At 57.1% G+C, this 19,747-nt stretch carries 16 protein-coding genes; 5 read left to right on the top strand and 11 right to left on the bottom strand.

The annotated features are described in order from the left end of the window. Positions 1-533: 533 nt before the first annotated feature. A complete protein-coding gene (locus M1L36_RS12465) occupies positions 534-908 on the bottom strand; it encodes a hypothetical protein (protein WP_250874079.1) in 375 nt (124 codons plus the stop codon). Positions 909-1,141: 233 nt separating this feature from the next. Here M1L36_RS12465 and M1L36_RS12460 point away from each other — a divergent pair, with 233 nt between their 5' ends. Then, positions 1,142-1,612, top strand: coding sequence for an NUDIX hydrolase (locus M1L36_RS12460; RefSeq protein WP_250874078.1), 471 nt, complete (start codon positions 1,142-1,144; stop codon positions 1,610-1,612). Between the two features lie 121 nt (positions 1,613-1,733). On the opposite strand, the gene M1L36_RS12455 is transcribed toward M1L36_RS12460, so the two are convergent. Then, complete coding sequence (locus M1L36_RS12455) at positions 1,734-2,066, bottom strand: hypothetical protein (protein WP_250874077.1); 333 nt, start codon at positions 2,064-2,066, stop codon at positions 1,734-1,736. A gap of 301 nt (positions 2,067-2,367) precedes the next feature. Next, positions 2,368-3,702, bottom strand: coding sequence for a glycosyltransferase family 2 protein (locus M1L36_RS12450; protein ID WP_250874076.1), 1,335 nt, complete (start codon positions 3,700-3,702; stop codon positions 2,368-2,370). A gap of 972 nt (positions 3,703-4,674) precedes the next feature. Between M1L36_RS12450 and M1L36_RS12445 the strand changes: the two genes are divergently transcribed. Then, positions 4,675-5,028, top strand: coding sequence for a DUF5658 family protein (locus tag M1L36_RS12445; RefSeq protein ID WP_250874075.1), 354 nt, complete (start codon positions 4,675-4,677; stop codon positions 5,026-5,028). A 1,589-nt stretch (positions 5,029-6,617) separates the two neighbouring features. Here the strand turns inward: M1L36_RS12445 and M1L36_RS12440 are convergent. From M1L36_RS12440 to M1L36_RS12420, 5 genes are all read right to left on the bottom strand, one after another. After that, entirely contained in the window at positions 6,618-9,518 is a 2,901-nt protein-coding gene (locus M1L36_RS12440) for a VirB4 family type IV secretion system protein (RefSeq protein ID WP_250874074.1), read from the bottom strand. Next, complete coding sequence (locus M1L36_RS12435) at positions 9,518-10,642, bottom strand: TrbL/VirB6 family protein (protein ID WP_250874073.1); 1,125 nt, start codon at positions 10,640-10,642, stop codon at positions 9,518-9,520. The genes M1L36_RS12440 and M1L36_RS12435 overlap by 1 nt, the downstream gene beginning before the upstream one ends. Next, the gene (locus tag M1L36_RS12430) at positions 10,643-11,476 is read right to left on the bottom strand and encodes a hypothetical protein (protein ID WP_250874072.1); all 834 of its coding nucleotides are present in this window, start codon (positions 11,474-11,476) and stop codon (positions 10,643-10,645) included. Beyond that, positions 11,473-12,951: a DUF8186 domain-containing protein gene (locus M1L36_RS12425; RefSeq protein WP_250874071.1), complete on the bottom strand. Its 1,479-nt coding sequence runs from the start codon at positions 12,949-12,951 to the stop codon at positions 11,473-11,475. The genes M1L36_RS12430 and M1L36_RS12425 overlap by 4 nt, the downstream gene beginning before the upstream one ends. 221 nt (positions 12,952-13,172) lie before the next feature. After that, complete coding sequence (locus M1L36_RS12420; RefSeq protein WP_465262088.1) at positions 13,173-13,586, bottom strand: DUF7985 family protein; 414 nt, start codon at positions 13,584-13,586, stop codon at positions 13,173-13,175. A 725-nt stretch (positions 13,587-14,311) separates the two neighbouring features. On the opposite strand from M1L36_RS12420, the gene M1L36_RS21605 reads away from it, so the two are divergent. Then, positions 14,312-14,464: an AbrB/MazE/SpoVT family DNA-binding domain-containing protein gene (locus tag M1L36_RS21605; protein ID WP_369694235.1), complete on the top strand. Its 153-nt coding sequence runs from the start codon at positions 14,312-14,314 to the stop codon at positions 14,462-14,464. 23 nt (positions 14,465-14,487) lie between these two features. Here the strand turns inward: M1L36_RS21605 and M1L36_RS12415 are convergent, their stop codons facing one another. Continuing rightward, positions 14,488-15,657 carry a phage NrS-1 polymerase family protein gene (locus M1L36_RS12415; protein ID WP_250874069.1) on the bottom strand — a complete coding sequence of 390 codons (1,170 nt, stop codon included), beginning with the start codon at positions 15,655-15,657 and terminating at the stop codon, positions 14,488-14,490. Positions 15,658-15,929: 272 nt separating this feature from the next. Here M1L36_RS12415 and M1L36_RS12410 point away from each other — a divergent pair, with 272 nt between their 5' ends. Beyond that, on the top strand, positions 15,930-16,757 hold the full coding sequence (locus M1L36_RS12410; RefSeq protein ID WP_250874068.1) for an NAD-dependent epimerase/dehydratase family protein: 828 nt from the start codon (positions 15,930-15,932) through the stop codon (positions 16,755-16,757). A 120-nt stretch (positions 16,758-16,877) separates the two neighbouring features. Here M1L36_RS12410 and M1L36_RS12405 read toward each other — a convergent pair whose 3' ends face one another. Beyond that, positions 16,878-17,759, bottom strand: a complete 882-nt coding sequence (locus M1L36_RS12405; protein ID WP_250874067.1) for a hypothetical protein — start codon at positions 17,757-17,759, stop codon at positions 16,878-16,880. 307 nt (positions 17,760-18,066) lie between these two features. On the opposite strand from M1L36_RS12405, the gene M1L36_RS12400 reads away from it, so the two are divergent. Further along, on the top strand, positions 18,067-18,813 hold the full coding sequence (locus M1L36_RS12400) for an Lrp/AsnC family transcriptional regulator (protein ID WP_250874066.1): 747 nt from the start codon (positions 18,067-18,069) through the stop codon (positions 18,811-18,813). A gap of 176 nt (positions 18,814-18,989) precedes the next feature. Here the strand turns inward: M1L36_RS12400 and M1L36_RS12395 are convergent, their stop codons facing one another. Continuing rightward, positions 18,990-19,196 carry an HVO_0649 family zinc finger protein gene (locus M1L36_RS12395; RefSeq protein WP_250874065.1) on the bottom strand — a complete coding sequence of 69 codons (207 nt, stop codon included), beginning with the start codon at positions 19,194-19,196 and terminating at the stop codon, positions 18,990-18,992. Between the last annotated feature and the right edge of the window lie 551 nt (positions 19,197-19,747).

Below are 19,747 nucleotides of genomic sequence, written 5' to 3'. Positions count from 1 at the left end.
GCAGAGCGGGGGTCTAACGGATTGTATCCCGCTCATTTTCGACGATTGGTGTTACTGTCTCTGACTATTTCTGTCAGGGTTCTCCTTGACAGAGATAATTCCGGTAAGGATAGCGATTCCGTACAGGAATACGAGGCCACTCAAAATATACAGTCCTGCTCCACTTCCCCGCCCGACAAAGTCCGTACTTAATGAGACGCCATTGACAAGCCCGATCGCAATTGCGAATCCACCAAAGAGTGTTGAACCAACTCCCCACCCGAGGCGTCGAGTATTCATACTGTGTTACCTCAAGGGCCTATAATATATCTCTGGGGCAGAACGTCTCGTGATACACTCGTGGCACACGTCTACCAGCTGCGTCACCGCGAACCGGTGTGAAAACAACCCGCTCGTCGCTTGCCGGTTTTGGTAGACACAGAGCGTGAGTGTACCAAGCGGCTACAGGCCGCTCCTCACCATTTCACCGCCCAGGGTAGGAGGGCAGTGAGAGAACAGTTCGGTACGGTTGGGTTGCTCTCTTGTGGCGACGCTCAGGTACTGTGACGGGGTTCGGGCTGAAATGCGGTCACCCGTACGAGTGCGAAGGTGACGAGCAGGACTATCCCGCTTACGAGCAGCGTGGTCGTCATCTCGTTGCCGAGCGGGAAGACTGCCGAGTCTACCCGTGAAACTGCTCGAGGGATAACGATTCCTGCGAGCGCCACGGCAGTGATGCCAATCATGCCTGCGGGGACACGTTTACCAGCGGGGACCAGTGTGAACAGTCCGAGGACAACGAGTATGAGACTGGCTCCTGCCCCAAGTGCCGGGCTCATCAGGATGGCAAGCATGTATGTAACGACGCCGAGTCCGGACGCGAGCACGAGCAGCAAGTCGTATACCAGTTCTGAGGACGTTCGGTTCATGGGCCAGTCTGTTGTTTGCCGACCGATACAAAAGAGGTAGCGGCGAATCAAATGACGGCATTAAGCATCCGGGGGATTACTACGAGAATTATCAGTACACGGGCGGTACGCGTCTTCGGTCCAAACGAAAGACGTAGAGCGTGGGTCTGTCAGAAGGATGCATCCGGATGGCAGTTTCACTTTCATGATGGTACGCCAGCGTATTTCGTAGGGGGACCCAACGACAGACAGGTATGGAGACGACTCGCCACCATACCGCGACGGCCTACGTCGTCAACGACGGCGCGATAGCTCTGCACGAACACAAACGCCATGGCTTGTGGCTTCCCCCGGGAGGGCACGTCGACCGCGACGAATTACCGCACGAAGCGGTCTGTCGAGAGGTCGAAGAGGAGATGGGACTCACGCTGACGCTCCACAGCGACCCCCGCGACGTGCCGTCCCCGGCCGGTCAAGCATTGCCACTCCCACAACAGCACATGCTCTACGACATCAACGTCCACGACGGTGAGGTTGGCCACCAGCACATCGACCTCATCTACTATGGCCGCGTTCCGAGTCGGGAGATAACACCGGACGCTGGGGAAACGAGTGCTGATTCGTGGCGATGGTACACCACTGTAGACCTACGTGAAAGCAGCCTTCCGCAGGATATCGTTCAGTTTGGTATTGAGGCGATTCAAACGGTCGAGACAGACGACTAACGACCGAGTCACATACCGGTTTGATACACTCGTGGCACACGTCTACCAGCTGCGTCGCCCCTAATTGGCGTGAAAACAACACCTGTTCATCGCTTGCCGGGAATGATAGACAGAGAGCGGTCTATCGCGTGTGTTTCGCTGTGGAGTCCTCCACGGGACCATTCTCTCGGCGATTCGTCAGGAGTCGGTAGCCGTTTCCGAACACGACTGCGAGACCGTAGAGATACCCAGCGACGAACGTTGAATACCCGATTCCACTCAATCTGGGCAGAAGCGGGTTCTGGATGACATCCGAGCCCGAGTAGACGAGATATGCCGGAATCGCTGCAGTCGGCCCGAAGAACTCGAACGCGACCAGTGAGAGCGTGAGCACCCCGAGGAGGACGAGGAACGTGGTCGCGATGGTCCGTCCAATGAGCCAGTCAAGACGTGGGGAGGAATCAGATGTGAGCATGACGTACAGTTTGAAACACACGTTCTGTAGCCTAAGCCCTACCGCCCCGAAGCGGGCTCACAGCACCAGTCTATCGATACAGAGAGCGTGAGCGCATTGGCAGGTACTGAGCGCCGATTGCTCTGGGTGCGCTTCGATCGGTACCTCTGAGACAGATGGGACAGAGGCCCTCATAGTGGAGGTTGGAAGCCGAGAAACTCCAGCGCGCTTCGCCAACGGTCGCAGCCAATGGATGGGGGCACAGATGCCACCCAGTGGCGCCTCAATTCAAGTAAGCGGTTTGTATGAACGTATTCTCGCGTCAGTCCAGATGGGTATTCATCGAATGAAGGATAATCGCCGTGAAGCACGCGAAGATACCGGCGAGTGCGAAGAACGCAGACGTGATTGCCAGCCCCATTGGGAACACATTGTTGGCGATGTACTTCGAGAACGTGAGGTAGCCAAAGCCAAGCCCCACGAATGCACTCACGAATCCGGGAATGCCGAGGACGGTGACCGGACGCTCGCGCTCAATCGTCGTCAAAATGTTGTTAACGAGACCGAGCCCGTGAGAGAGCGGATTCTGGCTACTCGCGTTCTCAACGTCGTAGCTAATCGTCGTCCCGAGTTCGGCAATCTCGTAGCTGTTTTGATGACAGTGATGGAGGATGTCGGTGCTGGCGCTCATGTCCTCACCAATGGAGGAGTCCGCGTTCAGTGAGGCAATCGCCTTGCGGTTGTACGCACGGAAGCCACTCTGCGTGTCCCGAACCCATGAGCGAGGACGGAGCACACCCATACTGAGGTTCGTGAGCGTGTTCACGACCTCGATCCCGAATCGACGGTAGAGTGGAATCTCTGTCTCGCTGCCCTTCGCAAATCGGCTGCCGATCGAGACGTCGGCGTCATTTTGAGACAGTGTCTCTACCATCGTGGGGATGTCACTGGCGTCGTGTTGGCCGTCTCCATCCACGATGACGAGGTGTTCTGCCTCTCGCTCATCAGCCTCGGAGAAGGCCGTATTGAGGGCGCCACCATACCCCTTGTTGGTCTCGTGTTCGATGACGACCGCACCAGCCTCCTTGGCGAGTGCGACCGTGTTGTCGCTGCTCCCGTCGTCGATAACGAGCACCTCATCAGCATACTGCTGGACATCACGAACGACCTCTGCGATGGCGGCTGCCTCGTTGTAGGCTGGAATCGCGACGAGAACACCCGGATGGCTCGTTGCCTTCTCCGAAACACCGCTAGTGATGAATTGCTCACTGCCCGCAGCCTCGAGACTCCGGTCAATGTCAATCTGCACAGCGCCATCATCCGGGATGATAATCCCAGGATGGGAACTGGCCTGGGCGTACGTCGCAAGCATCGTCCGAGCATCACTCGCCGCCGTGTCGATAGTCTCGGTTTCGATGACTGACGCACCGAGCTGTTGGGCGATTCGAGCGACCTCCGAGTCCGTCTCTGGCGTGTCTGCGATGAACGTCGTGAGCCCTTGCTCAGTTGCCCGTGCGACGTTCTTCAGAACGCCAGTGTCGTCTTCAGCGACGATACCGAACGCTGGTTGTGTGGGTTCGGACTCCGCTTCGATTGGTCTAGAGATTTGTACGACCCCACTGCCGTCCCCCCGTGTTTCCTGATTTTCCGTATCCATATTCACTCCATGTCCGTTGGTTTCCTACTGCGAATCTGTGGGACCTCACATCAGGCAACGCCCCTCTGTGGAAAACATCTTCAACAGATGTCTTGGCCACTCGTTATTAATTTTTACTTAAGTCGTGACGAATTATAATCGTGCCTGAGTTCAGGATTTCTCACAGATTGGGAGTATATGATAATGCAAAAACTCCACAGCCATATATGTTACTGAAGATTGATGTCAGGTTCGCAAGTATTGCTGGATGAGCGACGACTAAATTCCCACTATTAGCATATGAGGCCGTAGAAGGACTGTTGATTGAATATAGCGCAAAAGTAGTTGTAATTTGAAAAGGGAAATTATCAAAATGATTTCTATTCATGAGCTAGTCCATTACCCGTCTACTGGGAGAACACCGATACATCATGAGAATGTGAGTCACCCATACATCTCAGGGAGAGATATCGACGGTCTGGGCTCTCTCCGTCTTCTTTCTCTTTGATCCTGAGCAACTATCCACAGGAGGCCCGATTCCTGAATTTGCCTGCGATTCCCACATATACCCACGAGCGTCCGTGAGGCGCTGAAGTCCGTTCCCGAATCAGTGTCGATTGTACCACACCCAATGCGATGGCGTAGGTGCTGATTCGAGTCTACAAGCGGTTCAAGGCGAGTGCCTCGGGGCTTGACCCCGAGGCAGTTCACGCATACAGGCGCCGCTCAGAAGGGCGTATAATAGTTCCTAAACTGGGGATAGCAGCTTTGTACCACGCCCCGAGTTTGACCCATCAGTGCATAGAGACGGCCATTCTATCCACATTCGAGACTGCGACCAATGACCATGGATGTCATGGTTGACTGTTAGGAGTAGGAGAGGGCTTTCCTATAGCTGTTTATTGTGCTTCACTTCAGGCAGGAACGTAGTTTGCGGGTTACAAGAGTCGACGCTGGAGTCTGTGAGTGTATGCCCATCTGGGCGACTCGATAATGGCATACGAGAATCCAACACGAACGGCTCAGCGGCCGGGGACGCTTCGCTATCTTGCTCGCCACGAGCATGCACTGTGGGCAATCGCAATCTTCGCGCTGATTGCAGACATCGGGCTGACAGCGTACGGCCTTGAGTTGGGGGCAGTCGAGCTCAATCCGTATGTAGCATGGGTCATTGCAGAGTTCTACCTCGTGGGGATGGTCGTGATGAAATTCGGTGCCCTCGCAGTTGCACTGATTGGCCGATGGCTCATCCCCAACGAGTACGGTTCATTGGTTCCAGTCGCCCTCGCCGTTCCGTGGGTCTTCGTCTCGGTGATGAACGTCTTCACGATTGCAGCTCTCTGGTGACGACTGGGCTCAAGAATTCTCACCGAGTGAGGCCCAACCGGCCGTGACGAGTCGCCAAGGCAGTGCTCACTCCGTACGGGGTGTGTGATTGGCAGAAGAGACCACCACAGAATCGCCCGATAGGATGGTGACCGCTCACTCGGTATGTGGTGTGTCCCTGTTGTGTCCTCATCATGGTGGCCACACTCGGTGGAAGTGGCCTCTCCCTGATACCCCCCGGTCTCTAGGGGGTATCTTGACGGCGTGTTCAGTCAGCGCCCCATCCATGGCGGTGAGTCGGGGGATGAGCGAGCTCGCGTCTCCGAGGGCCACGTGCGAAACTCCGGGTGAGCATCGACAGCAACACCCTAGCAGACGACGACAGGAACGCACCCTCTGGAACGACCACCTCACCGACGAGCGGGATCTCGTACTCACGGAGCAGAACGGCCGCGGAAAGCGAGAAAACTGTGCATAGAATCACCCAACCCGTCGTTCGTCCCGAGTAGGACAGACACACTCACAGTAGTTGTGGAAACGCGGGAGGATGTCAAACGGATTCTGGAGTGTCTTGAGGAGGAGCAGGGTTACTGGGCGGTGAATCATCCCGCCGCAACAGGGCTTCGTATAGCGGAGCGATACCCAGCGGGAACGTCAAAATACCAAAGACGACGAGTATGAGCCAACCACCCGTCTCTTCATTCGACAGCACTGCCCCAAGTAGTCCAAGTGCAACGGTTCCGAGCGTGATGTAACTCCACAAGGGGCTGTAGGTCTGGCAGTATACGTAACAAACGGCTGTTACTGCCGGTTCCCACGGTGACGGTGTGGGTTGTGGGAAGATGAACCGACAATAGAGATGAAACCCAAGAGCGTAGATTGCGGGGAGTACGAGAAACATCACTTTCCGGGCATGGGTCGAGCCAAAAGAACAGCGGTCAGCCAGCCAAATCAAGACGAATGGAAACGTAAACTCCCAGAGCCACAGCCCAATAGTGATTGAAAACGGATAGTGTCCCAGTCTGGGTTGACTCGGAAGCGGTGTGACTGGGAGTGTTGCCCAGTCATAATACGGGAACGGTAGCGAGTTCGTGAGAAACCCTAGTATAATAAACCCGAGTGAAACTCCAAATCCGATGGTTCCGAGGCGTGCAAGACGGGCGACTGTTGGTGAAACTGGCGACGTAGACGGCTCCATAGTCGAAGCCAATAGGCGTCTCAATCTAATCACTCATCCAGAGTGAAATTTTCAAGAATAAAAAATCCACCCTCATATTGTTTCTGTGAATGGTCGAACATAGAAACCGTATTAGCAACCACTCCGAACACCGACAATGATTTCGAGATTTTTCGCGAGCTGCCACCCAACAAACCGGCCCAACTCTTCGAGAATGTAGGGGCAGCCGGCACAGCCCATTCAACCTCTCAAGACATCGTTCAGGTCGTCCCCAGCCCTTCAAATCTGATACGCACGTCTTTGGGGCTCAAGACGATACGAAGACACAGAAGTTCTGCAGCGTATCGATTGCTGAGCGCCGGCAGAATGTAACCCATGCTCACTTTGAGGACCAGAGAAAATTCCCACCATCAACGTCCTCCCACCGAATCGGTCACGACCGGGAATCGATAGTCGAACGCTCGAAATCAAGCGCTCGGACCTTGACGCCACGCCACTGGCCATCAACACCGATCAACGCCTCCGAGTGGCCTTTCTCGTCGCTTCCTGGAACCGCGTTCTGAACGAAGCGCATCTCCGCAGAGTTCATCCCGAACTCTTTCGCCCAGCGTTCGTCCATCCCATCCAGTTTGTTGAACTGCTTGACCGAACACTGATCGAGAATCGTTTCGGTCTCGGGGTGGGCGAAGAACTCATCGACCGTTTGGGTGATGAGACGAATCGAGAGGTCGTGATGGCGATGATGCCTGAAGATGGTCTCAAGATACTCTGCGGTCGACTTATTCTGGAACAGATAGCGGGCTTCGTCGATTACGAATACGACCTCCTTCTCGGATTGTTTGGCGTGCTCATACACCAGCGAGATGAGCAACTCCATCAACAGACTCGTCTCCCCGCCGAGTGACCCACCCTGTTGGACTAAATCAAGATAGACTACGGACTCATCGCGGATATCGAACTCACTGGCTCGCCCCAGATTCTCGAACTGGCCGCCCGAATCGAATGCTCGAAGCTGGTCGAGCAACCACAGTGCGTCTTCTTCGAGCTTTTCAGCCTCTGCGGAGTTCCGAACAACCCATGCCGATGCATCCTCGCTCATCTCCTCTAAGATGTCCAGGACGTCACGAACAGTCGGACTCTCACGGGAGTGCGTCCGGACGTCTTCGGTGATACCCGCTTGGGCATACGCCTCATCGAACACTCGTTCAAGCGTGGTTCTGGAATCTCCAAGGTCGACATTGCGGAGGGCGAAGTAGTTCACGAAGAAGCCGATTGCGCGATTGCACCGTTCACGCAGTGGGCTGGCATCGTTTCCACGACGTTCGAGTTCGTGCTCTGGCGTGGGCTTGATCTCCAGTGGATTCAGGCCACGTGTCCCCCCGACTGTAATGCGACTCGCACCGAGCGCGTCGGCGACTCCACGCCAATTGTTGAGCGGTTCGAGAATCACACCGATTCGGTCAGGGTCTTGTTCGAGCGAGCGGATGAACTGCTGTTTCGCGCTGAACGATTTCCCAGAGCCAGGGTCACCCACTGTGAACATGGCATAGCCGTCTTCGCGAGCAAAGGGGTCGACCACCACAGGCGTCCCCGTCTTCGAGTGCGTGCCGACTTCGATGCCACCTGCTTCGAGTACGGTCGGATTGTGGAGTGAGGAAAGGAATGCCCCAACTGCCCCACCCAGTGCGACGACGTCGTGACGAAGTTGGTCTGTCCCGAATGGTGCGACTGACTGCAATCCCTTGTGCTGTTCACAGATGGCGAGTTTCGGTGAGCAATCTGCTGGGTAGCCACGAAGAGCTGATTGCATGTTCTCGACAGTCTTCTCCAGTTTTTCGCGATTCTCGGCGCGGACGGTCAGATACGTCGCCAGCGAGAACACCCGCTGGCCACGCTCGACGGCGTTGTAGGTTGCAGCCGCCTCCTCTGCACGCTCGTGGAGATATCGACCACGGACAGTCCGCTCGATATCTGCATCTGCCCGAAGCCGTTCGGCCGTGTTGCGGAGTGTATTCTCTGCGTTGCGCTGGCGTTTTGGCTCAAGATGAATCGAGAGGTCGTAGTTGAGCGAACTCTTCTCGAAGAGCTTGCTCAATAGGGCATCAGAGGGGTAGTCGGGATAGCCAGCGATGTACATCGTCGCCGTCCACTCATCGCCCACCCGTGCTGCGCGTGTCTCCCACTCAACCTCCGAGGGAGCGACTAACGACCGAAGCAGTTCATCTGGCTGGTCTTCGCCATCACGTTCCTCAACCGACTCGACAGACGCTTCCTGATGGTTCGGCGAATCTGCATCATACTCGATCTCGTCGACTGAGTCACCGTTCCAGAACTGCGTTGCCAGGCCAACCATATCGAGAGTTTCACAGCGTGTGGCCGACCACCCCGGTAGTTGGTTGACGAACTCCGTCTCGATGAGTTGGAGACGGCGGTCCAGTAGGTCAGCCATCCGCTGTTCGGTGTCAAAGCCCTCTCCAGTCGTTCGGTGAGTGACGAAAGGGGTGAACAACAGGCCAAGCAGTGGAATGCTCGCGAGCTTTTGACCAGGCGTTGGTTCACGGCGGCCACGTGCGAGGACGTCAAAGCGGTCGACTTCCGTCCCGAGGTAGTAGTGCAGTTCCTGTGTGTCTTTGAGCGCTTTTGGTCGTTCCTCACGGTACTCTTCGATGAGGCGTCTGATTCGCGGGCGTGTCTCGAGATGTGGGTCGTTCAGTCGTTCTTCGAGCTGTGCGACCATCGGCTCGACATCGAACTCTCGCGTGGTGACGTAGAGGCGAAGTGGGTAGTCGGCCTCGGTGTTCGCGAATGTCGCGGCCGTCTCCTGGACTGCTGCCCAATCACCAGACTGGGCAAAGTCCATCGTCTCCGGGTGGAGTTCGATGAATCCCTGAATCGATCCATCGGTCCGCTCGACAGCATTCGACCCAAACCACGCACGGTGAATCTGTGTGAGGTCCTGTGTTCGCTCATCGACCGTGATCGGGAGGCGCTCGACGAACCCACCCTCAGTCGTTGGCTCGTCGGAATCGACAGCGCCAGCAAGCGTTCGCTTGGGGCGAAACACAACGTGATGTGAGACGGTTCGGAACCAGTACCACGCATCGAGATGCTGTGGTGCGGCATAGACGATCATCGCCCCGAGCGTCAGGCCACACAGCGCTAACGGCAAGATGAGCATATCGAGCCCGAGAAGACTCGCGATGAACACACCGAGCAGCGGCCCACCGAGCAGTACGCCGATGTCGCCTTCTTCGATGCCGAGCAGTGGGAGCCGACTGGTCTGGCCCAGCCCGTCCATGATACGCCGCTTTGCCTGTTCAGGTGGTCCGTCCATCAGTAGTAACTCGGGTCATCCTCTGCACGTCGATAGGCCGGTGCGCCGCCATTGGCTGTCCGAGGTGCGAGGTTGTCTGTACTCAGATGCTGTCCTGACTGGTCTTGCTCGTCTGAATTCGAGAATGCGTGTTCACTGAGCACCTGCCCAGCGGCTGCTTTCGGCCCCCATCGAGCAGCGGTCGTGGCTGCATAGGGGCCTGCAGCGTAGCCTGCCCCGACGACACCGCCCACGGTCACGGCTGCGACTGACGCAGTCCCGATGACACGCGTGGTGAGTGGACTCGCGTATCTGAACGTCTTCCACGTCACGAGCAGTGCGAGCATCGGCAGTGAGACGACCACCAGATACTGCAGAAAGTCGCTCTCAGGGACGACCACGGCATCGCCGACGAACAGGAGTTCATAGCCACGGAACAAGATAGCCGCAGGCAGTGGAAGTGCGGCGAGCGGAATCATCTGCTTACAGAGCCGTGAAGCAATCTGGGAGATGACAGGGACGTTCCCAAAGGCGATTGCGAGGCCAATGGGCATCCCGTAGAGGTAGATGTACAACAGGAGTTCACGCAGGAAGAAGATAGCCTCCAAAGCAACCATCGATAGACCACCAAGCATCGCCATCACGAGTGTGATTGCAGGGTTGCCCGCGGCTGTTGGGAGAATTCCTAGCACAGCATCAGTGACCACGCCCAGTTCCGGCAGAAGTGCTACGGTCAGTCCATCTACGACGTACAACCCGAGTACAGCAATCCAGTACCAAGCAACTATCAAAAACGCACCCGTCCAAGCTGACCGGCGAGATTGTTGCGCTTCATATGCCCCTCCGACATTGAAAATTCGGATGGCGTGTCGGCCTTGGACAAAGAGCGCGAGTATGAGTAGAGCAATTAGCATGGTCTCACCCGCGACGACGGATTGGTAGATTGATTGCCAAGGCTGGTCTGACGAGCTGGGTGTCCCGAACACTACATTAGAGCCAGACCCACTCGGAAGGGGTGTGCGGAAGAAATCAGAGGCGATACTGTTCAGGCCGTCTGCTAACTCGGACGCAAACCATCCAATGATGGTCCCGACAATATCTGTGAACCACTTGACCCCAAAATCGACCAGTGGTAGAGACTGCATCTACTCAGCCTCCGAAAGTGTGGTTTCACACTTGTACTCTCCCGAACCAGGGGTATAGCTGACTTTCTCTTCCCAACTTGTCTCTTGGAGCGCTTGCCCATGAAGGACTAATACGGTGATCTTTCCCCCACTAACCTGACATCCCCCTGCTGTTCGGGCCCACGAGAAGGGTAAAGTGCTACTGTAGAGAGTTGCTTGCTCTCCGCCTGTGAGCATGAACTCTTCCAAGTCACCACCATCCTCGCTATCGTAGATGCCACTTCGACCGTTGTTTGTCAGAATCTCTTCTCTCTCAGTCGGATTTGGGACGTCGCCTTCGAACATCAGACCTCGAATAGTTGTGGGACCCGTGCCCTCGTTCCGAATTCTAACAATCGCTTCCACGTCACGTGAATTTCCCAACCCTTCCGGCATCTCATCCAGATGATTCGCACCAACCCGGACGTCGACTATCTCCACCTTGGGGGCAATCTGCATTACAGACTCAGCGATTTGCTCACCGTCACGCACTGCATGGATGCGATACTCACCGGGGCGATAGCGCGTTCCGATGCGGATGGTCATCCGCGTCGCTCCAGGCGTGAGTTCCCGGTCAGCGAACGCCTCGCCAGTGGGGTCGATGACCGTAATTCGGTCGACCGTCTCTTCGCGTACTTCGATGACGAGCTCGGTTTCCTCAACGCGTGCATCGCGAATCACCGAAGAGTCACCGTTCGATTCATCCGTCGTCGATGACGAGTCGTTCGCCCCGCTTTCGAGACCGAGACAGCCAGCAAGGCCGACGCTAAGGCCGCCAGCAGCGGCGAGAAACGCTCGTCGTGTGTGTTGTGTCATGTGTACCTCGTATCCGCAAACAATCGGCTGAGCGTCCGCCCAGCGAGCAATGCGAGCAACAGCGGTGAGAGCCAGATGAGCCCATCAACAGCAAGCCACAGCCACCCCGCTGCGGTGGTGAGTGGATGCCAGCGAGCAGAAGCACTCGCGGGAGTGTACGCCACTGGCTGGCGTAACCACGACTCGGGGTGATACTGTGCGGCGTACGCCCCTGCATCAGAGACCGTCACCAGTGCCATCCCGGACTCATTGGTCCCGACGCTCTGGCCAGCGATGGTGAGATAGCCACCACGATTCTGGTCACCGCCCGGCCCGGTCGGCGAACTCCCGAACTCGCCTAACTGGATCGGCTCGCCACTATCCGCATCGCGAAGCGTGGCCAGCAAGGTGACCTGCTCGTCAGTGTGGTTCAGCACTTCGAGTGAGAGCGAGCTCTCACGAAGGGTCTGTTCGGTCCCGTTGACGGCGAGGGTCGTGTTCTGGCCGCGGACGATACCGCTGACCATCACGGACTCACCCACAGTCTCCTGGCGCGTCTCGATGCCCCACGTCGAATTGTAGGGCCGTTCGACGACCTCCGCCAAGACCGACTCATCGAGTTGTGGGGGGCTATTGGCAGTTCCCCACGTCTCTCGAAGGTCGATGCTTCCTCCGGTCGGTCTGGCCTGTGGGCCTAACTCCGAGGGATAGGCGTGAACTGCGACTGGCCGGGCAGGAGAGTCGACCCGCTCGGCACCCATCCCGGTTCGCTCAGTCAGTTCATCCCAGTCGGTGTCGCGGGCGGTATAGAATCGCCAGACACCCCGGACGCGCTTGTCATCACCAAAGGAGTAGCCCTGCCAGGGCTCGATTTGTGAGACTGCAACTCCGACGTCACCGTTGGGATACCGAACCGTCCGCAGCGTTGGCTCAAGGCGATAAACACGAATGGCTCGTGACTCACGGACGGTGATGGTCTCCTCGACGACTGAGCCCGACTGATTGGAACTGTTCGACGTGTTCGCGACTGGCTGGTCAACTCGGGCGGTGATGTCTGCCTCCAGCGTGAGTGACGCTGGGCGACCATCGAGACTGTAGGACAACACGGGGCGATGCGTTCCACTCAATCGAGCAACGACCGCTCCATCGGCGAGCAATCGGACCTCCTCGATGCGGTGGTCGAGAACATCACTCCGATTCGTCGCGTTTCCGAGTGCGAGTCGATAGTCGATGACACCACGGAGAGTGCCTTCCGGAGCGACGTACAGCGTTGTCTCACCAGCTGCCTCGTGGACGTACGTTGCGGGCGTGATGGAGAACACCGAGGCGTGAGCGTCCTTGATGAGCCGCCCATCGACACGCGCTGCCCCACGCGGGGCAACGGACGTGCTGACGTCACCGGCCTCGAACTCGCGATGGTCTTCTCGTGACCACGTACTCGCCGTCGCGGGCGGACTGGTGAACGTGATGTCTGTCGCGTTAGCCAACTCAGCCATCGCGCTTCGTGACTCACCGTATACCTCGCGGTACTCGGCGTTCGTGATGTAGCCACTGTCGTCATCGCGTGACCACAGCGTCGCCGACTCGTTGGCTGTCAGCCCATTTTCGGTCGAACTATCCTGTGATGGGGTGGCCGCGACGACGAGCCCGGAGAGTACCACCGCTACAACAAACACGGCAAGCACCAGGGTGTGTCGAATGGCCATCGCAGCGTCCCTCAGAACGGGATGAGGTCGACACAGCTCGCGATGGGAAGCCCCATCGTCGTTCCCGCAACGGTGAACAGCGGCCCGAGACAGACCAGGATGGCCGCCGATTTGATGGCCGTTCGTTTGTGATCACGAAGAGACGCTTTCTGCTCACGCCCGACCGCAATCATCTGCATGAGCGAATCAGCCTGCCAGACGATCAACAGGCCCATCACACCGAGTGCGGTCGTGATCTGGATGAACCCCTCGACCATGCTCGCGAGGGTATCGGATTCGTCCGAACAGATTGGATTGCTCTCCTGTGCGCTCACGGGCATGCTGAATGCGGCAAGCACGACACAGAGGATAATCAGGACACGACCAAGTCGTCGTGTGTTACACAGCGATACAGCCGATATCGAGCCGCCGGTTTGAGATTGCATAGTGGTCACTATCGTATCTCTCTCGTCCCCATTGCTGCCGACATCGGCGCCATATATCAGGCCGCACGCATGTCGAAAGCCTCCCAAGACGAGGGTCTACGATCGTAACTGCGCGTTTGACTAGCGGTCAATAAGCATTCCGTATAATATGGTAAAATTTCAGGCAATTAGTGGCGAGTCGGATAGATGTCACGCAGGGTGTCGTGACTTCCTGTGCGAAGTTCGGGTTTGTTTGAACACTGTTGAGAAAAGACCGATGAGGCGACACGACGTTGGCTCATGGTGAGGTGAGATGGAAGCCTCCACAGTCGTGACTCACTGACGTTCGCACGCTGGGGGCACTACTCTACTGGGCCAGAGGGTGTGAGATGTTTCTCAACCCATCATCCTTCCAACGTAGGCCGCTACAGAGCGATTTTCGACCGTCAATCCAGACCAATCGGGAGATAAATTCTCCAAATCAGTCTATTTATCTAAGTATCTAGCCAACACAGGTATGGTAGTGTCACGCATAGGATAACATGGCGGGATAGACGGGTTGTCAGAGTTGTCTCCCCACCCCTGTGTGACCGACGAGCATCGATGTTTCACACCCGTTATCTGGCCCGCCTTGGTGCTCGGAGGAGGCACGTCCCCCCCCTGATGCCTCCTTTCAGCAGTTTGAGGAGAAAACCCCTCATGAGGACCTACATGAGAATTATCATCGTAGGCCTCGAAGATCACCGATGGCGACGAACGGTGAGCAGACAACTATCAACGAGCACTATTCGGTGACAGTTCCTGCAGCAATTCGAGATCGACTTGACATCGAGCCCGGTGACAAAATCACGTGGAAGGTTACCCGACTGAACAGTGCCACAAATCCATTTTCACCATAGAGACTGGTTGAATCCGCTTTCAGCTATAGCAACAAGCGTCGCCAGAGTGACTCCTCAGGCGTTGGCTCGCTTTCTTCCACCGTCGACACTCGGGCAGCTTCGAGTTCTTCTCGTAAATCGGCATTTGTCTCCTCAAGAACGTGGAGTTCGCGTTCCAGTGCGTCGATACTGTCGCGTCGTTTCGCGAGTCGCTCGGTGAGATCTTCGACCTCCTGTTCGAGTGTGGCGATTCGCTGGGCTTGCGTGTCCACAGACGAAGCCTCGGCTTCTGATGTCGTCGTGTCCGAGCGACTGGGCGTGTAAAACTCGCTAGTTCCTGCAATCGCGCGGTCGACGGTCTTCTCACCGTATGTCGAGCCATCGGCGAAGTGGACCTCATCCCACTTCCCCCGGTACAGCCCCGAGTCACGAAACAGGCGGTCTATCTGCGTGGCATCGCCACCACTCCAGAACGCGAGCATCGAACAAAGTGCCATATCTGCCTCTGAGTGGCTGTCATACCCCGCTATCGACCCACTCCAGAGGCGATTGAACTTCTGGCCGTTTGCCGCCTGCTGTGCTCGCTCGATGAGCTCGGTATCGTCAAGAGACTCACCAGCAGTACCCTGAGCTGCAGGCGGTTCGGCAGCATTCTGAGTAGTCTGCGTAGTCGATGACGGAATGTGTTCTCGATGGACGGCCGCGATGGCTTCAGTCCGTTCACGAATCTCACTCTGCGTACCGTCGACCCGGGCCCCTGTTACCGTGAAAAAGCGGGCACTCTCATACAGTTCGACGTTGCCACTCCGATTGCCCTCCTCAGGAAGCGAGCCCCGAACAAGGACATGGATACCTGTCCCCGAGGGGCTGATTTCGGTGTAGGAATCCAATCGGTCGATAATCTTCTGTGCCCACTCGTGGATGGTTTCGGTCTCGGTGACACGGCAGTGGTCCAGATCAACCCCGACAAGGGGGTCCTCATCAGTGAACACGAAGCCAATGCCGTCTACATCCCCGCCAGTTGCATACGTCCGGGCATCAGAAAACGACGTCCACGTCGCAGGGTCGGTCGTCGAGGCAAAGCGACCTGTGTTCGGGTCGATTGGTACCTTGGTTGGAGCGCCCTCACGTTCTTCGCTTCGCCAGCACAGCCACTGGTCGTACTCAAGTAGCGACGCGGGGAGGGTTTCGGCAGATGGCAGGTGGCTCGTCATGGCACATCGATTGCTGCACTCACGGGCAGGCACGTGGCCGCTCGCCCAGTGAGCACGTCGATACTCGAACTCGTCGAGCGGAGAGAGAAGACGTTTCTGGCACTCTCAGCGGCGCTGTCCAGTTCTCTCGATACGTTCAGGCAGGTGAATCGTCGCTGGCGAGCGCCACACTCTCGCTCTGAGTTACCCCACAGTTCCAATATTTTCAAATCGTGGGGTAACACCAGCTATGAAGGTGAGACTTCTTGCCAGCCCGCCCAGCATCAAGATGCATGAACAGTGTCCTGGTGACAGGTGCGGCCGGCCGTGTTGGGACTGCTGTCACCGACCACCTCGAGGGGGAGTATTCGTTCACCGCGCTGGATCGAGAGCCTGCTCCCGACATCGAATCGGTGACCGCCGATATCACAGATAGCGATGCAATCACACCGGCCTTCGATGGGCAGGATGCCGTCGTCCACTTGGCCGGAGAGCCATCGACTGAGGCGAGTTGGGATGCAGTCCTCCAGAACAACATCGTTGGGATGTACAACTGTCTCGAGGCGGCCCGCAACGCAGAGGTCGAATCGTTCGTGTTCGCCTCCTCGAATCACGTCGTCGGGATGTACGAAGACGAGTTCGCACCCGACCTCTACGAGCCGGGGTTCGGCCTCGTCGTCGATCATACGGCTCCACCACGCCCGGATTCGTTTTACGGGACATCGAAGCTGTTCGGGGAAGCCATGGGGCGACAGTATGTCGAGACGTTCGAGTACCCAAAGCGGTTCTATGCGCTTCGAATCGGGAGTGTGCGCTCACCTCGGTATGACCACCCATTCGGCGATGCGGAGCGAGGCGTCGACGATGGGCGCTACACGAGAGACAGTGCCGAGTACGACGCTACTGTGACGCGGATGAGGGCGACCTGGCACTCTCGTCGCGACCTTGCCCACCAGGTCGACCGGTGTCTTCGCGATGACAGCGTCGAGTTCGACATCTTCTATGGCGTCAGCGACAACCCGACCAGATGGTTCGACGTAGAGCACGCGCGGGCGACCATCGGCTACCGGCCGAAAGACAGCGCCGACGACTGGTCAGGTCCACCCGAGCGGTCTGGCTAAGTCGACACCCCTTGGATGCCGCTTTGGGTGCATCCAGGAATCATTCTGGGACAACACTACCACCACTCGTCTTCGCTATTCTCGAACTCGCTATCTTTTTTAAGTCGAGAATCCCGCCGTTTACGGCGAGGAGGATATCACTGAGACTGTGAGCTGATGGTTGCACAATGACCGGACTGGCTCCTCGGCGAAAGACAGCTCCACCGTCGAAAACGCGAACGCATCGTCACACTCGACCGTTGGCGGGCGGATGTACGGATACTCACGAATCACGACGCGAGCAGTCGTTCCATCATCGACCAGTTCGGCGCGTTCCAGCCCGACGATGTGCTGTGGGTTGTCGAGAGGTTGTGTTCCCCTGAGTACAATATCGGTGTCTCCGTACGCAGTACCATGCTCGAGGTCGACAGAGCGGCACATTCGCCCCACTATCTGCAGGTCGACCGACTCGATCCCATCTCCGATTGACGGCGCTGGGAGGGCAGCCGGAGGGTAGTACTGGCGGTCGTCCACACTGGCCGACTTCCAGTCAGTTGCCGTCACCGCAGAGGATGGCCGCGCCGTGGTCTCGGCGTCGTATCTGAGCGCTGCTGCTGCTTCTAGTACGCCCGTTCGTATCTCAGAATACCAGAGGGCGATGTACACGGGCATCCTCGCAGTCGAGAACGTGGTCGGTTCGCTCACGCGTCCCCGTTCGTAGGAGCCACACGACATCGTCGAACGGCCGGAGTCTGGGACGGCAGACCAGGAGATGTCGCCAAGGGCGTTGCGAGTGATGAGCGCACCCTCCGCATCGTAGAACGCGAGCTCTGCCTCGTAGATTCCGGTCTGACTCCCACCAGTGATGTAGCTCATCGAAACATCGAGTGCCGCCATCCCCTGCCAGCGATCAGTCGAAGCCTCGTAGGTGATCTCCAGGAGATCGACGCGATAATCCAATCCCACCCACGTCTCACCGGCACACGGCTTGTCCGAGGGAGAATCGCCTGTGACCTTCGTCATGGAACACCCCCCGAGTGCAGCCGTTGACGACGCGATAGTTGCAGTGAGCAACTCCCGACGCGATAAGTCCATTATAGGTACAGTATCGTTTTGGAACAAGCCGTTTTGGGGAACTACAATCACTATCAAGGAGTTGCTGTGTCGATTCGGAGCCCTGCCTGACTCGCTCCTGTTGATCGCTGTATCAGCGACCGCCGACGACTGTCGGGGGCGGTCGCCTCGAATCTGTGTGAGAACAAGGCCTTCACCTCGGCTTTTTGGTGAATTCGAAGGGAAAGACAATGGGTCGTCGCCCCTTGTGTTGCCCATGGACTACCGACTCGACGAAATCGATAAGCGAGTCATCTATCGGTTGATGCAAGACGCCCGGAACACGTCTGCTCCCGATATCGCCTCCGAGGTGAACGTCTCTCCGGGGACGATTCGCAACCGAATCCGGGAGATGGAAGAGCACAACATCATCACCGGCTATCACGTCGGCATCGACTTCGAACGCGTCGAGAAACGGTTGACGAACCTCATTGTCTGTACGGTCCCCGTTCCTGAGCGGGCGAAGCTCGCGGCGAAGGTCAGTCAGATTCCAGGCGTTATCAACGTCAGAGAGGTGATGACTGGCCAGCGGAATCTGCATGTCGTCGCTGTTGGAACGGACATGGAAGACCTCAGTCGGATCTCTCGAGCAATCGCGTCGTTCGACTTAGAAATCGACGGTGAAGACTTGCTCCAACGCGAGCGTGTCGAGCCGTACGCCCCCTTCGGTCCCGAGAATGGGCATGGGACCGCGTCGCTAACCGACTTCATCAGCCTCGCTGGCCATGCACAAGTCGTCGAAGTGACGGTGACTGATGACGCACCGATTGCGGGTCGGAGTCTCAAAGAGGCGAACGAACAGGAACTCCTAGCCGATGGCTTACTCGTTGTTGCTATCGAACGCGATGGCCAGATTATCACTCCCCACGGTGAGACGATGATTCATCCAGATGACGTGGTGACCGTCTTCTCGAAAGAAGAACTCTCCCAGAAGACCATCCTGCGATTCACGGGAGCCGAGTGACTACTCCAACGAGTGAACTCGTGGGCTTTCTCCTTGCCTTCGTGTAATCGGGGGGCTGCCCACGGCGATTTTCCGTGGTGATGGACACACCATCGTTCCCCTCCGACATCCACTCACAACCGTCGTCGTGGGCTGTCTCCCCGTTGCTCCGTGAGCGCGCGTGACCGCACTTGGCGCTACTCACCCAGCGAGAAGGTGTGAACTCGAACTGCCTCACAGCTCGGGCACTCGTGACGATAGACGATTTCCTTGCCGTTTGCCTCGGATGTCCAACTGCCTTCTTCGTCCACGTAGCCACACTCGGCGCACTTCATCTCGGTCTCATCGTAGTGCGAACGGACCCACTCGAACGTCGACTGACCGGATGACTCATTCTGGCCCATGGGCTCAATTCCCACTCACGGCGTATAAATCCCTTGGCAAAATTGCGCAATCAATAGTGAGTGAGCTATTTAATGAGCATTCAGTAGTGATGCGTGGGTTAGAGAGAGTGTTCAAAATGAGGGCAACCACCCAGTCCGGTCAGCGACCCACGAGTGACTCGTGTCTTATCAGTGGACAGCCAGTTCCGAGCGGTAAACTCACCGCTCGGTGAGAGGGTCCCTGATTTCAGGGCCAGCTGACTCGTGGCCCGACCAGCCCGACGCGTCATCCGCAGCGTCCTTTATGACTCCGAGTCTCCCCTACAGGGGTGTTTGGGGAAGGTTTCCCCCAATAAACGCCTGAACAGGTCTTCGGTGAGAACCTGTCCCCCGCAGTTAGGAGCAACCGAGTCAGTTCCGACTGATAGACTCACGCGCTCTGTCTACCAAAACCAGCCAGCGACGCGAACAGTTTGTTTCGCACCGATTCAGCGTGACTCAGCTGATAGGTACGTGCCGCGTATGTAGCACCGGAGTTCCTGCCAGATTGAGTGCATTTCATCTATCGGCGT

It is taken from the genome of Halomarina rubra (assembly GCF_023699475.1).
Classification (GTDB): domain Archaea; phylum Halobacteriota; class Halobacteria; order Halobacteriales; family Haloarculaceae; genus Halomarina; species Halomarina rubra.
Note: the sequence above shows the minus strand (reverse complement) of the source record. Positions and strands in the feature narration are given on the sequence as shown.